Genomic DNA, 15,437 nt, shown 5'->3' with positions numbered 1-15,437 from the left:
CTTTTTAAGCAAACTGTATAGTTATCTGAGCAGTTGTTTAGAAAAGCATTAAAAAAGTCAGTTGAAACAATCAACTAACTCTTTCGTAGTTTTTCATTAAATTGTAAAAATTAGCGTTTATTGCGGTTTTTCGAAGAATTTAGCGCCCATAATCTTCAAAATATTATCAACTTCATCGTAAGCAAACTCAGCGGCGGACGCGAGCTCGTCGATACTGATTTTGAGCATTGAACACATAGACTCGTCGACAATATCACCATAGCTAAACAATTCTGGGTGGTAATCAACAAGCGCTAGGCGAGAGGCCAAATACATCACTTTAACGTCTTTGTTGATTTGAATATCACGTGCTTCGTTAAAGTGCTTTACTGGCAAGATGATTTTTTCAGGGATTTGCCATAATTTTAGCAACTCAGCCGTTACATCGGTGTAGGTAAAACCCAGTATCTCTTGCTGTATTTCCCATGGTAACTGACCCGCACCGTATTGTTCACATTTTGCAGCAAGCTCTGGGCTCGCTTTGGCTACAATGAGCTCACCAAAGTTTTGTAACAAACCAGCGACAAATATTCGTTCAATGTCCCGAATACCAGCAGTGATGGCGAGATTTTTTGACGCTAGGCCACAATACACGCTCATCCGCCAAAAACGTTTTAAGTCAATAGCTTGGTTGCCAAACTCTTTAAATGCCGAGGCTGCAACATCAACCAGCATCATGTTGTAAATTGACTGTGTACCAATAATAGTAATTGCACGAGAAATCGTGCTGATTTGCCCTTCAAAACTATAAATAGCGCTATTGGCAATTTGTAACAAGCGAGAAGTCATTGACGGGTCAACGCTAATGACATTAGCAAAATCTTCCGCTGTAGAACTCTCATCTTCCATTAATTTTTGCACCTTAAACACTGCATCCGGCAGTGCAAAAGAACCTACGGCTTCTTTGGCATAGTCATATGCTTGCATAAATTAGCGTCCTGTTTAGCATTTCTTTTACTTTATACTAACTGAAATAAAAAAGCGCACGGAATCAATCGCATGCGCTTTTATCAGGATTTGGCGTGGTTAACTACTGGGCAAATGTCTTGCCAAAGAAGTCACCGTCATTCCATTTTGGACGCTCTGCTTGGTTCGCAATTTCTAAACCGATCATCATGTTAACCTCAGCAAAAGACGCCGCTGCGTCATAACGAATTGGCAAATCAATTTCATCACTATGATTGTGATAATGCGTCGTCAAAAATTCTCGGAACATTTTGCCACCGTCGATATTAGGATCTTTTGACTTAAAGCCAGTCATCAAAAATACTGATGGTACACCCGCTTTTACGAAACTGTAATGATCAGAGCGGGTAAATAATGCTTGCTCAGGCATCGGATCTTCACTCAACGAAATATCAATTTTTTGCGCTGCCGTTTCAACAATTGGACCCAGTGTTGAGTGCGTTGACCCAAAGGCAATAACATCTGCAAATGGGTATAAAATAAGCGGCATATCAAGATTTACATTAGCCACCATTTTGCTTGCCGGTACCGTTGGGTTTTGTGCGTAATAGCTAGACCCCAAAAGGCCTTTTTCTTCACCGGTCACTACAACGAATAGCACAGAACGCTTAGGCTTGTTTTCCATCCCAGATAGCATGCGGGCAGTTTCCAATAAAATAGACACACCTGATGCGTTATCTAATGCACCATTGTTAATTTTATCGTCATGTTCGCTATGCTCATGCACACCAATATGATCAAGATGGGCACTATAGACCACGTACTCGTCTTTTAAGGTAGGGTCGCTGCCTTCAATCGCGGCAACAATATTTGGGCTAGTTATTTCTTCGTGACGACTTTCATTAGTTAACGCTACCGTTGCTTTAAGTGGAAATCCCTTAATTGCTTTGTTGTCGGTATCTAGTGCGAAGATATCTTCAAGTGACATCTGTGCACCTTCAAACAATGGCGCTGCAACTTCATGGCTTACATACGCACCACCTTTAAGCTCTGGATATGAGCCGTACGGGTTACCGTCTTTATCTAACCAGCTGTAACGCGGACCTTCAGCATACTTGGCCGATACTTCAAACTTACGGACATTCTCGCGTTTTGGCGTATGCAATGTGATAACACCTGCCGCACCTTGCTCAGCAGCTATACGTGCTTTTTCACGTGAAGAGCCAATATGAGCACCTTCTTCAGATGGCAACGAGTCTGGGCGACCGGTAAGCATGACAACAACCTTGCCCTTTACATCTAGGCCGGCATAATCATCTAAACCAAATTCTTTATTTACCACACCATATCCGACAAACACTGCTTCAGACTCAATAGCAGACGACGTATTTAATGCTGAGCCACTGGCGATAAACTCACTCGGATAAGTAAGCTGGTGTTCGCCGCTATCAGATTTAATAGTCAGCCCCGCACCATTTTCTTGTAAAAACGCTTTGCGGAAAGTCACTACTTGTTCGAAGCTTCCATGCTCCCCCATAGGGGTCAACCCGTACTGTTTGAAATAAGACGTGACATAGTTTGCGGCAATTTGGTAACCGTCACTGCCTGTGTCGCGGCCTTCTAGCGTGTCGTCAGCTAAAAAAGCAATGTGCGCTTTGATATTTTCTTCTTTTACTTGCGGATAAGTGGGTGTTGCTGCCGTCTCAGTTGCTTGATTACAACCAAACAGACCTGCAGCCATCAACAATGCTGCTGATGCTTTGACAGGGAAATTCTTCATAGTAATTTTTCTCGTTGAATGACCATGGCACTATAAAGTGACTATTTTGAAATTACCAGAGCGAATGGGACGTAAGGCTTATACATAAAACTCAGTTGGCTATTTGATAGATATCGAACGCTTGTGATTAGCATTACTCTATTACTGGCACACCAGAATCTTTTTTCACGTGTTCCATCACCACGTAAGTATGCGTTTGCGACACCGCAGGAAGTTCAACAATAACACCCAGCACTTCCCGATAGGCATCCATGTTTTCGAAACGTAATTTCAGCAGATAGTCAAAACCACCAGCCACCATATGACATTCAGCAACTTCTTTGATTTTAACCACTTCGTCTCGAAAACGATTAAACACGTCCCCTGTAGTTCTATCAAGAGTTACCTGAATGAACGCTGACATACCGTATTTTAGTTTTGCTGCATTTAACGTCGCGCCATATTTTTCAATGTAACCTTCGGTTTCTAGGCGCTTTACGCGATCAAGACAGGGGCTTGCACTTAAGTTGACACGTTTGGCCAATTCAACGTTCGAAATACGTCCTTCTTTCTGCAAAGTGTCTAAAATAGTTAAATCAATACGATCTAATGTGCGGGTTTTGTTCGTCACCATCTAGCAGTACCTTTTAAGGTTATTTGGACTTTTTTCAGTAGATAATACGGTATTTTAGCAAAATACACCCCGTAATACTGAAAAGTTTTCAGTAAAATACCGCAGCAATTAACTTTATAATTACATCATTATTACAGGTGACAACATGCTATTTACTGGCTCACTTAAAGCTGAAAGTACCATTCGTCAAACCATTCGCGATCACTACCGCGCAGATGAAAACAAAGTATTAGAAAATTTATTACCTATTGCTGAGATTAGCGTTGATGCCAAATCTCGTGCTTGGGATTACGCTCGCCAATTAGTGGTCAATATCCGTAAAGACCAAGTAGGTAAAGGCGGTGTCGACGCACTACTTAACGAATTCTCGCTTTCTACTGAAGAAGGCGTGGTGTTGATGTGTTTAGCAGAAGCCTTATTACGTGTTCCAGATAAAGCAACGGCAGACAGCTTAATTCGTGACAAATTAGCAGAAGGTGATTGGTCTTCTCACATTGGTAACAGTGATTCAATGTTTGTTAACGCCTCATCTTGGGGTCTGTTATTAACGGGTAAGCTTGTTAACTATTCTGACCAAAAGAAAAAAGAACAGTTTGGTTTATTAAAGAAAACGGTTGGTCGATTAGGTGAACCTGTTATTCGTAAAGCTGTGCGTTATGCCATGAAAATCATGGGCACCCAGTTTGTCATGGGCCATACCATCACAGGCGCTATTGAGCGTGCTCGTGAAACAGAAGCAAAAGGCTACACTTACTCTTACGATATGCTCGGTGAAGGTGCGCGCACAATGGCTGATGCAGATCGTTACTTCGATGCCTACATGACAGCGATTGACGCGATTGGTTATGCGGCTAAAAACAAAGGGCCTCAACGTAGTCCTGGTATTTCTATTAAGCTTTCTGCAATTCACCCACGCTATGAATTTTCACATCGCGAGCGTGTAATTGAAGAGCTAATTCCACGTTTGAAAAAGCTAGCACTAGCTGCCAAAGCTTATGACATTGGCTTTACTGTCGATGCAGAAGAAGCTGACCGTTTAGATATTTCACTAGACATCATTGAAGCGGTCTTTGCCGATAAAGATTTAGACGGTTGGAACGGTTTTGGTATTGCCGTACAAGCTTATCAAAAGCGTGGTTTGTTCGTGATTGAATGGGTACGTGAGCTTACCCAGAAAGTTGGTCGTCAAATGATGGTGCGCCTAGTAAAAGGTGCATACTGGGATAGCGAAATTAAAATCTCACAAGCTGAAGGTTTTGAAGACTTCCCAGTATTCTCACGTAAACCATCTACAGATGTCTCTTACCAAGCATGTGCTAAAAAATTGCTAGAGTACCGCGATACCATTTACCCGCAGTTCGCGACACACAACGCCTACACAGTAGCGACCATTTTAGAAATGGCTGACAACCTTCAAGGTTTTGAATTCCAGCGACTGCACGGTATGGGTGAATCACTATACGACCAAGTGGTTACAGGCAAAAACGTACCATGTCGCGTTTACGCACCTGTCGGTGAACATTCAGACTTGTTGGCTTATTTAGTTCGCCGTTTATTAGAAAATGGCGCGAACAGTTCATTTGTAAACAACATCGTTGATGACAACATTCCGGTGGAGAGCTTATTAGCCGATCCAGTGGAAACGGTACAAAGCTGGGTAAACAAATATAACCCACAAATTCCTCAATCTATCGAGCTTTACGGCGCAGAACGTAATAACTCAAAAGGTATCGACTTAACCGATATCGACCAAGTCACTGACATGCGCACCAACATGGAAGCGTGGTTTGAAGGCACTAAAGCCATTGCGCCAGTAGAAGGTGCAGAGCCTGTCACCAACCCTGCCAATAATGCAGAAGTACTGGGTTACATCAAGCACGCTGATGAAGCAGAGATGTCAGCAATCGTTGAACGTGCGCACAAAGCATACGCGAGCTGGTCTTCTACATCGGTAGATGTACGTGCGGACGTTCTGTTGAAAACTGCTGATTTGCTAGAAGCACATCGTGATGAGCTGATGGCGTTATGTACCAAAGAAGCCGGTAAAACTATTCCTGACGGCGTTGCTGAAGTGCGCGAAGCCGTTGATTTTTGCCGTTACTACGCTGCACGTGCCAAAGACTTGTTAGCCGACGGAACGTTAGAGTCTCGCGGTGTTGTATTGTGTATTAGCCCGTGGAACTTCCCATTAGCAATTTTCTTAGGTCAAGTGTCAGCAGCCATTGTTGCAGGTAATACTGTAGTGGCAAAACCGGCCGAGCAAACGAGCTTAGTGGCATTGCGTACTATTGAATTAATGCGCGAAGCGGGTTTACCAGAATCGGTTGTAGAACCGGTTATCGCGCGCGGTAGCAAAGTCGGCCAAACAATAGTGCCAGACGAGCGTGTACAAGCCATCATGTTCACCGGCTCAACAGAAACAGGCACATGGATTTCACAAAAGCTCGCTGAACGATCAGGCGACCCAGTACCACTTATTGCTGAAACAGGTGGTCAAAACTGTATGGTTGTTGACTCTACCGCACTTCCAGAACAGGTAGTTGATGACGTTGTAGCGTCTGGCTTCCAAAGTGCTGGTCAACGTTGTTCAGCACTGCGTGTTTTATTCTTGCAAGAAGATGTAGCAGACAAAATCATCACTATGATCAAAGGCGCCATGCAGGAATTACACGTTGGTGATCCTTCATTGCTCACTACTGATGTGGGTCCTGTTATTGATAAGCGTGCACTAAATGCATTAAACGAGCATGTAGATTATTTGAAATCTCGTGGCACCCTTCACTTTGCATGTAAAGCGCCAGAGATGGCAGACATAGACCACAACTTCTTCGTGCCGCGTTTATACGAAATCAGTGATTTGTCTGTATTGAAGAAAGAAGTATTTGGTCCAGTTGTTCATGTCATCCGTTACAAAGCGTCTGAACTTGAAAACGTGATCGACCAAATTAATGGTACGGGCTTTGGCTTAACCATGGGCGTTCACACACGTATCGAAGAAAAAGCGAAATACCTAGCTGCACGTTCTCGTGCGGGTAACGTTTATGTCAATCGCAACATGATAGGTGCAGTTGTAGGCGTACAGCCATTTGGTGGCCGAGGCCTTTCAGGTACGGGTCCAAAAGCAGGTGGGCCAATGTACCTTACTCGTTTAGTCAAAGATAAAGCAGCAACTGTTGATGTTGCCATGTCTGCTGACCAGCAAGCTGAACTAGATACGCTGTTTGAAAAGCACAAAACATCGGTATCTGATGTCGCCAGTGCACTATCAAACATTAAACAAATCGAGTTACAGTGGAGCTTTACGTCACTTAACGATCGTTTGTCATACTTGCGTCAGTTGCTCGCTCAACTTGCCTCAAATCGCGTTGTGTTAAACCAAGAAGCCGACTTGGCTCAGTGTCTAACGGATGCTCGTGCACAACTTTTATTTGCAGAGAAAACACTTGCGAAGCCAACTGAGTTGCCTGGGCCAACGGGTGAGTCAAATATTCTTTACTTAGAATCGCGTGGAACTGTTGCTGCTCTTCGTTGCAACAACACCAGTTTCAACTTCTGGTTGGTGTCAGTCATTTCAGCAATGGCTGCCGGTAACTGTGTCGTAGCCGTTGTTGATGAACAATTCTTAGCAGAAGCACAAAGCATTGCAGGTCAATTAGAGTCGGTGGGTGTACCGAAAGGTGTATTCACGGTGGCTAAACTCGGTCATTTGCCAGCAGTACTTAACCACACTTACCTTGCTGGTGCCGTGGTAGACAACCAAAGTCCACTGAAGAAGTACGTTGGTGAAACCATTGCTGCTCGCTCTGGTGCAATTCTGCCATTAATAACCGCGTACACCAACCAAAGCTTGTTCCATCGTATGGTGACTGAAAAAACGATCACTATTGATACGACGGCCGCGGGTGGTAACGCGTCATTAATGACTATGGATTCGAACGTTGGTTAAATCGTTATCGACATGATTTTCCAATAAAAGCCAGCTTAACGCTGGCTTTTTTATTGTTTCATTGTGATTATTAGCGCCTAAAAACGCGACTCTAAGATATCAGGACGTAGACATGTACCAAGGAAAATGCCTGTGTGGTGAAGTGCACATCACCATTAAAGGGAATATTAGCGACATCATTCACTGTCATTGCTCGCTTTGCCGAAAAAACAGTGGCACTGCGTATGCCACTAATGGTTTTATCAACGCTGATGAGTTTGAAGTGACAAAAGGGAAAGACAGCTTGAGTACTTTTTCTTTTAAGCCGCGTCGTTACCGTCACTTTTGCAGTAAATGTGGCTCACCGGTTTATAGCGCTAGCGACGATGACCCCAAGCGCTTGCGGATACGCTTGGGTATCTTAGATTCCGATATCAAAGAGCGCCCAATGTCACACAATTTTGTGAGTTCTAAAGCGAACTGGGAAGACTTAGATGCAGAGCTTCCGCGTTATGACGCTTTTGAGCCTAGTCGCAGCTAACAACGCAAGCATTCTACCCCCCTTTAAGCACCAACGATTTTTCTCGCGTGCTTGCCTAAAAGGCGCTTGGCAACATAAGCAAGCGCCATACTACCTATAATACCTACGATAAAATTCACGCTACCGAAAAGTGCAACAAGCTCAACAGAACGAGACGCGTTCAGCACTTCACGGACATTTTGAATAACCAACCCAATAAATACGACATGCAAAAAGAAAATGGCAAATGCATAAGTGCCCAACGACATTAGCCATTGCGGTAAACGCATTTCACGCTCAAATAACCAATACAATACAAGCAAGCAAATCGCTACTTTTTGTATATAAACCAATGTTTGCCGAACAGAGTAAACACTGCCTGGTTGATAGTCGTTCACATAAAGGAGAAACAGTAAAATTGAGCTAACCAAGGCAACCACCGCGAGTGCTAATTTACGCGCTGCAATGAAAGCTTTGACGTTATCATAATGCGCCCCCATCGCCATACCTAACGCATATGCTCCGGTAAAATAGGCAAATGACTGAGGCTTTATAAAATCTGGAAACGGGCTACGAGATACAACAAGCGGCAGTAAAATCAAGGCGATGAACACAACATTTGATTTGTCTTGCAGCCATGCAAGCAAAGGAGTGATTAAAAACAGAAACGCCAAAACGGGGATATACCAAAAATGAATATCTACCTTCCCGAGTGGCAGGTTTTTGAGCACCACATTTACGTAGTCCTGGAAGGTATTGCTGATATCAGGCGATTGTATAATGTACTGCCAATAAAGCCCTGTAATGACAAACGAAAGTACTATGTAAGGCAGAATGACATTGCCAAGCTTACTTTGATAAAAAGAGGACCAAGCGCGGCTGTTTAACACAAGACGAAACAACAAACCTGAAATGATGGCGAAGTAAATCGTAGAGCCATGAAATAAGGTTTCTGTAAACCAAAATAGCCACTTTAAGCCGTCTACATTTAGACCTCCCGTCCAAAATATCATAAATGACCAGGCATGAGCCCCTACTACACTCAAAATGGCAAAACCTCTAAAAGCATGTAAATGGTCTATATATTGGGCAGAGGGCATTGTTAAAATTCCTTTTTCTTTCAATCCACTGTAACGAGAACTACTCGTTTAATGAAAGACCATGCATACGAATTCATGACTACTTTTTAACCACAGCTTATATCGGTGCTTTGGTTTACTTCACACGCCAATTCCTTTACAACTTAACAGGCGGTTAACAAACGGAATTTGAATTTACCGCGTAAAACGAAAAACAATTATTACCCAGTCATAGCACGATAAGAATAAAAGGGATCACTATGCAAAATTCCGCGGGCTTCCAACGAGTCCTTAACAAAATAGAAGTGTGGGGCAACAAGTTACCCGACCCTGCCGCACTGTTCATCATGCTCCTTGCTTTTGTCATGGTGCTTTCTTGGGCGCTTTCAGGCGTCGACTTCAATGTTATCGACCCAAGAAATGGTCAAGCACTCGAAATCAATAATCAGTTATCTGGTGCAGCTATTACGCAACTGTTTTCCAGCATGGTCACCAACTTTGCTCACTTCCACCCTGTTGGTGTTGTTCTTGTTGCAATGCTAGGTATTGGTATTGCTGAGTATTCCGGCTTTATTAACACCGGCTTGCGCGCATTGTTGTCAGTAACAGCTAAGTGGCTTTTAACACCGATGATTGTCATGGTGGGTATTGTCAGTCACACCGCAGTAGATGCAGGTTATGTATTGGTTATTCCACTAGGCGGCGTTATTTTCTATGCTGCTGGTAGACACCCACTCGCCGGTATTGCCGCTGCGTTTGCGGGTGTTTCAGGCGGCTTTTCTGCCAACTTTGTCCCATCTGCACTAGACCCAATGCTCCAAGGTATTTCACAAGCGGGCGCTCAACTGCTTGATAAATCAGTTGTATTGAACCCATTAAACAACTACTACTTCACCGCAATTTCATCGTTATTGATCATTGGTTTAGCATGGTTTATCACAGATAAAATTGTCGAGCCCAAGTTAAAAGGCAATGAGTTGGACGGCGATTTATCTGAATTGCCTACCATGGAGCCGTTAAAGCCTGAAGAAAAGTCAGCGCTGCGTTGGTCTTTATTATCAATCGTCGTCAGTATTGGCCTGTTGTTTGTTAGCACAATGAGCCCTGAATCGCCTTGGCGAGCAGAAGACGGCAGTTTAACGGCTTTTACCGCCCCGTTAATGCAATCGATCGTCTCGCTAATTTTCCTGTTTTTCCTGATACCTGGCCTTGTTTATGGTTTGCTGTCCGGAACAATTAGGTCATCTAAACAATTTGTTGAAGGCATGAGTAAAGCAATGTCTGGCATGGGCTATTACTTAGTTATCATGTTCTTTATCGCACAGTTCATTTATGCCTTTGGCCAATCAAACTTGGGTGTATTACTTGCGCTGAAAGGCGCAGAAGTACTAAAAGCACTGGCACTTCCTGGCGGGGTGACCATAGCAGGCATTATCGTACTAACAGGACTGATTAACCTATTTGTTGGCTCGGCTTCAGCCAAATGGGCACTACTAGCTCCTATATTTATTCCAATGTTGATGCAGTTGGGTTACTCACCTGACTTGGCACAAGCGGCTTATCGCATTGGTGATTCTAGTACCAACATCATTACGCCATTGATGCCTTACTTCCCGCTGGTTGTCGTCTTTTGTCAGCGTTATGTGACCTCTGCTGGCATTGGTACACTGACCGCGATGATGGTGCCGTATTCAGTTATCTTTATGATAGCGTGGACAATATTCTTAGTCGTGTACTGGTGGATAGGTATTCCACTTGGCCTGCAAGCGACGTATCAATATATTCCAGGCTAGCAAGCTTCAATATTCTGCGTATTAAAGCGCCTTCGGGCGCTTTTTTTTCTCTGTGCGATCGGCTCTACGTAAATGCCTTAAAACCACGAAAGAGCTACTAAAAAATTTTCCTAGCGCTTTGTAATAAATACTAGAACTTGAAGACTACTTTTATGTGCTTAACCTAAAAAGGCGCAATTACAAGGAGAGCAAAATGGAAGTAATTACATCGATTTGGCATAAACGCCTGCAGCCCAGGTTCAATGTATGGTGGGAGAGTAAAACGATAGACGAGCAAACAGATTGGAAATGTACGCTCGTGATTGCGGGTGATGCATTATTAGGTACTGCAATGACGCTGCTGCTGATATTTACGTTTATATAAAACCTAGATTGCTTATAGGTTTGGCCCTAACAATTATTAAAAATCCACATACAGAATATAAATAAAAAAGGCTGAAACAGTGTTTCAGCCTTTTACCTTACAACGCTATATATTATAAGCGCGCTGCTAGTTCTGCACCTTGGCGAATAGCACGTTTTGCATCTAGCTCAGCAGCAACATCTGCACCACCAATAAGATGACAGCTTTGGCCTAAATCAATCAAGCCTTGCTGCAAATCGCGATTTGGCTCCTGACCAGCACACACAATAACGTTGTCTACTTCTATTAGCTGCTCTTTGCCATTCAGTTCTACAACAATACCTTTGTCGTTGATTTCTTTGTAACTACAACCTGGCATCATGTTCACGCCTTTCTTTTGTAGTGACGCACGATGAATCCAGCCGGTTGTTTTACCTAAACCACCACCAACTTTTGTCGTTTTACGCTGCATCAAATACACTTCGCGCTCAGGTTTATGAGATTCCACTGGCGTTAATGCGCCGCCCTCTTTGTAATCGCGATCTACGCCCCACTCTTTAAGCCACTCGTCGATATTATCTACCAGGCCCGCTTTTTCCGTTAAGAACATGGAAACATCGAAGCCAATACCACCGGCACCAATCACCGCAACACGCTGGCCCACAGGCTTTTTATCACGCAGTACATCTAAGTACGTCATCACTTTGTCACTATCAATGCCCGGAATGTTCAACTCTCGAGGTTTGATGCCTGTAGCTAGAACGACTTCGTCAAAACCAGCTTCTGATAAAGACTGAGCCGATTGCCAGCTGTTTAGGTGCACTGGAATATTGTATTTTTCCAATTGCACGCGGAAGTATCGCAACGTTTCATAGAATTCTTCTTTACCAGGCACTTGTTTGGCAAAGTTAAATTGACCACCTATCTCTGACGAGGCGTCAAAAATTTCGACTAAATGTCCACGCTGTGACGCATATACACTAAACGCGAGACCAGCAGGTCCCGCACCAACCACAGCTATGCGTTTCTGATGTTTTGTTTGAGCAAATGTCAGCTCTGTTTCGTAACACGCCTCTGGGTTAACTAAACACGAAGCGCGCTGCCCCTTAAACACATGATCTAAACACGCTTGGTTACAGCCAATACAAGTATTTATTTCATCCGCTTTATTTTCTGCCGCTTTGTTAACAAAGTGGGCATCGGCCAAGAATGGGCGTGCCATAGACACCATATCTGCATGGCCATTTGCCAGTACTTCTTCAGCAATTTCAGGTGTATTGATACGGTTGGTAGTCACTAAAGGAATATTAACTTCCTTTTTCATACGCTCGGTAATCCACGTGAATGCAGCTCGTGGTACAGACGTAGCAATCGTCGGTACACGCGCTTCATGCCAACCGATACCAGTATTGATAATAGTCGCGCCAGCCTCTTCAATGGCTTTTGCCATAGTGACAACTTCATGCCACTCATTTCCACCCTCGACTAAATCAAGCATCGATAAACGGAAAATAATGATGAAGTTAGGCCCAACCTTTTCACGCGTAGCACGCACAGTCTCTACACCTAAACGCATGCGATTCTCTAACGAACCACCCCACTCATCGGTACGGTGGTTCGTGCGTTTACAGCTAAATTGGTTAATTAAGTAACCTTCTGAGCCCATGATCTCTACACCGTCGTACCCTGCCTTTTGCGCAAGATGTGACGCTTTCGCATAATCTTTAATCGTCGCTCGAATATGTCGCACTGACATTTCTTTTGGCTTAAATGGGTTAATTGGCGCTTTTATCGCGCTTGGAGCAACACTAAATGGATGGTATGCATATCGCCCTGTGTGAAGCAATTGAAGACAAATTTTACCGTCGTGTTTGTGCACCGCATCTGTCACTTCGCGATGTTTTTTGACATGCCAAAAGCGGCTCATTTCACTTCCGAACGGCGCAACTCGACCACGCGTATTCGGGCTTACGCCACCTGTCACGATAAGACCGCAGCCACCTTTTGCACGTTCTTCATAGAACGCCGCCAATTTGCTGAAGCCGCCTTTTTCTTCTTCAAGACCAGTATGCATAGAGCCCATTAACACGCGATTTTTAAGCGTGGTAAAGCCTAAATCTAAAGGCGCTAGCATATGCGGATAAGGGGTTTCTTTTGCCTGTGCTGTTGTCATAATTGCTTCACTTCAATTGATATGGTCGAACCAGTTTCTATATAAAATACGTGGCGATTTCACAAAACTCAAGTTAATTTTGACACCTGTCAGATCAAAAATAATAATCGAGACGGATGTCTACCATTTACGTTAGACTAAGCCTATGAATAAGCAAGAAATCCTCGAACAGATCATCAATGTGCAAAAGTCATTACTAGCGCAAGCCCAAGAGGCAGCAGAAAATGCACACAAGGCAGCCATTGATGAGCAATCAAAAGCAGAAACACAGTACGATACCCTTGCAATTGAAGCAGCCTATTTAGCAGAAGGTCAAAGCAACCGAATCAGTGAACTAAACGCTGCTATTGCAGACTTATCAACGTGCACGATACTTCCGTGTGAGAAAGTCATAGTTGGGGCGATTGTTGAAGTCGAATATGAAGATGGACAAACCTCTTTGTTTTTTATTTTGCCTGCAGGTGCGGGAACGAAAATAGAGATTGAAGATAAACAATTGATTGTCATTTCACCTTCAGCCCCCGTCAGCAAAGCCCTTTTAGGGAGTGGGCTTGACGATGATTTTAGCTATAAAGTTGGTAATGAAACTAAAACAGGTTGGATTACCCATATAGAGTGAGAAGTTGTGCCTTAGCGAATAGAGACATAGGAGAACACGTTATATACGAATAAGCTCAGCAAAACACCGAGCTCTTTGTACAAAGAACAAGTAAATCTATGGGTTCAGCAAGGCTTTAATTTGTGGAATGTCTGCTTGTTTGTCATCCAGTTTGAGATAAGCGACCGCTTCTGAATAGACAAGTGTAGCTTCGATAACACCAGGCATATTCACTAACTTATCCGCTACTTCACTGGCATGCTCCTCCGAAGCAAAAGAGGCATTGAAGCTAAAGCTTTTCGATTTAGCATGTCGTTTCATACCTAAAGCTACCACAAACCATAAGCCGACTAAGGCTGACATCGCAAAAAACACAGTTTCTTGATTGAATACTTCAGCTAGCCAACCGCCTACAGCACCTCCAGCGAAAGCACCTAAAAACTGACTGCTTGAGAAGATTCCCATTGCACTACCCTTGACGCCAGCTGGCGCTATGCGAGACAGCATTGATGGCATAGTGGCTTCTAGATAATTAAAGGCAACGAAAAATGCCAAAATAAGGAGCACCAGTAGCATAGTCTCGCTTGGAAGAATGGCCATTAAAACAAGCGTGACCGCAAGCAATACAATGGAGGCTAAGAACATTTCTTTTTCTTTCTGTTTTTTAAGCCCGTAAATCATAAAGGGCACCATCAGAAAGAAAGAGCCTAGTAGCGTTGGCAAATACAGCTGCCAATGTTGGCTTAATGCTAGGCCGCTGTCGACTAAACGTAGCGGTAAAAAAATAAAACAAGCAGTTAATGCCATATGTAACACAAAAACGCCGACATTTAGTGGTAATAAATGCTTGTTGCGCGCAAGCTCACTTAACTGACTAATCATCGCTACATTGTCGCCTTTTGGCGCTTTATGCACTGAATTTGGCACCATGAATTGGATCATCAGCATAGCGAATAAGGTTAGTATGCCAGTAAACCAGAACAAACCGCTTAGCCCATAGGCTTGTGTAACCACGGGTCCCAGTACTAATGCCAGCGTGAATGACAAACCAATAAACATACCAATGGTTGCCATAACCTTAGGTCGCTGTTCTTCACGCGTTAAATCTGCTGCCAGCGCAAGGACAGCACTGGCAATAGCGCCCATTCCTTGCAAGGCACGTCCAATGACAACGCCTTGAATAGAGTCAGACATTGCCGCCACGACACTACCCGCAGCAAACACTACCAAACCTCCCAAAATAACAGGCTTTCGACCAATTTTGTCGGACAAAATGCCCATCGGAATTTGTAGGAGCGCTTGTGTTAAACCATACGCACCTATTGCTAAGCCCAACCAGATAGGAGAATACCCCGATAATTCAGGGCCGTAGATAGCAAAAACGGGCAAGATCATGAACAAGCCAAGCATGCGCAAACCAAAAACAGTGGCAAGCGAAAACGCGGCTTTTTTTTCTACGGTATTTAGTCCAGAAGCACTCATAAAATTTTAAAACGAAAACGGGCTAGGTTTGGATTGTCTGAAAAACAAAGTCTTTAAGAGCGAGATTCTATCACGCTCTTAGTAACAACAGAAATAGGTGATACTGATCTTTATTCGATTCAGACCAGTAAAGCTTTGCATCTTTGGAAAAGTATCTCGCGCGGTGAATTTCAGGTGAAAATTCGC

At 43.6% G+C, this 15,437-nt stretch carries 11 protein-coding genes; 5 read left to right on the top strand and 6 right to left on the bottom strand.

Annotation, left to right across the window (positions count from 1 at the left end; all coding sequences use genetic code 11):
- Positions 1–117: 117 nt before the first annotated feature.
- The 3 genes from ACFSJY_RS15785 to ACFSJY_RS15775 form a co-directional block, all read right to left on the bottom strand.
- Positions 118–966 (bottom strand): HDOD domain-containing protein, encoded by an 849-nt coding sequence (locus ACFSJY_RS15785; RefSeq protein WP_386036392.1) that lies wholly within the window; start codon positions 964–966, stop codon positions 118–120.
- Positions 967–1,069: 103 nt separating this feature from the next.
- Positions 1,070–2,725 (bottom strand): M28 family metallopeptidase, encoded by a 1,656-nt coding sequence (locus ACFSJY_RS15780; protein WP_386036389.1) that lies wholly within the window; start codon positions 2,723–2,725, stop codon positions 1,070–1,072.
- A gap of 133 nt (positions 2,726–2,858) precedes the next feature.
- Complete coding sequence (locus tag ACFSJY_RS15775) at positions 2,859–3,338, bottom strand: winged helix-turn-helix transcriptional regulator (protein ID WP_386036386.1); 480 nt, start codon at positions 3,336–3,338, stop codon at positions 2,859–2,861.
- Positions 3,339–3,483: 145 nt separating this feature from the next.
- Here ACFSJY_RS15775 and putA point away from each other — a divergent pair, with 145 nt between their 5' ends.
- Complete coding sequence (gene putA, locus ACFSJY_RS15770) at positions 3,484–7,284, top strand: bifunctional proline dehydrogenase/L-glutamate gamma-semialdehyde dehydrogenase PutA (RefSeq protein WP_386036383.1); 3,801 nt, start codon at positions 3,484–3,486, stop codon at positions 7,282–7,284.
- A 112-nt stretch (positions 7,285–7,396) separates the two neighbouring features.
- Positions 7,397–7,804: a GFA family protein gene (locus ACFSJY_RS15765; RefSeq protein ID WP_386036380.1), complete on the top strand. Its 408-nt coding sequence runs from the start codon at positions 7,397–7,399 to the stop codon at positions 7,802–7,804.
- A 23-nt stretch (positions 7,805–7,827) separates the two neighbouring features.
- Here ACFSJY_RS15765 and ACFSJY_RS15760 read toward each other — a convergent pair whose 3' ends face one another.
- Positions 7,828–8,883 (bottom strand): acyltransferase family protein, encoded by a 1,056-nt coding sequence (locus ACFSJY_RS15760; RefSeq protein ID WP_386036377.1) that lies wholly within the window; start codon positions 8,881–8,883, stop codon positions 7,828–7,830.
- Between the two features lie 239 nt (positions 8,884–9,122).
- On the opposite strand from ACFSJY_RS15760, the gene ACFSJY_RS15755 reads away from it, so the two are divergent.
- Positions 9,123–10,655, top strand: a complete 1,533-nt coding sequence (locus ACFSJY_RS15755; protein WP_386036374.1) for an AbgT family transporter — start codon at positions 9,123–9,125, stop codon at positions 10,653–10,655.
- A gap of 193 nt (positions 10,656–10,848) precedes the next feature.
- A complete protein-coding gene (locus ACFSJY_RS15750) occupies positions 10,849–11,019 on the top strand; it encodes a hypothetical protein (RefSeq protein WP_386036371.1) in 171 nt (56 codons plus the stop codon).
- 112 nt (positions 11,020–11,131) lie between these two features.
- Here the strand turns inward: ACFSJY_RS15750 and ACFSJY_RS15745 are convergent, their stop codons facing one another.
- Positions 11,132–13,171, bottom strand: coding sequence for an oxidoreductase (locus ACFSJY_RS15745; RefSeq protein ID WP_386036369.1), 2,040 nt, complete (start codon positions 13,169–13,171; stop codon positions 11,132–11,134).
- A gap of 145 nt (positions 13,172–13,316) precedes the next feature.
- Here ACFSJY_RS15745 and ACFSJY_RS15740 point away from each other — a divergent pair, with 145 nt between their 5' ends.
- Positions 13,317–13,790 (top strand): GreA/GreB family elongation factor, encoded by a 474-nt coding sequence (locus tag ACFSJY_RS15740; protein WP_386036366.1) that lies wholly within the window; start codon positions 13,317–13,319, stop codon positions 13,788–13,790.
- 96 nt (positions 13,791–13,886) lie between these two features.
- On the opposite strand, the gene ACFSJY_RS15735 is transcribed toward ACFSJY_RS15740, so the two are convergent.
- Complete coding sequence (locus tag ACFSJY_RS15735) at positions 13,887–15,251, bottom strand: MFS transporter (protein ID WP_386036363.1); 1,365 nt, start codon at positions 15,249–15,251, stop codon at positions 13,887–13,889.
- Between the last annotated feature and the right edge of the window lie 186 nt (positions 15,252–15,437).

The sequence above is a fragment of the Thalassotalea euphylliae genome (genome assembly GCF_042682785.1).
GTDB classification, from domain to species: Bacteria; Pseudomonadota; Gammaproteobacteria; order Enterobacterales; family Alteromonadaceae; genus Thalassotalea_F; species Thalassotalea_F euphylliae.
Note: the sequence above shows the minus strand (reverse complement) of the source record. Positions and strands in the feature narration are given on the sequence as shown.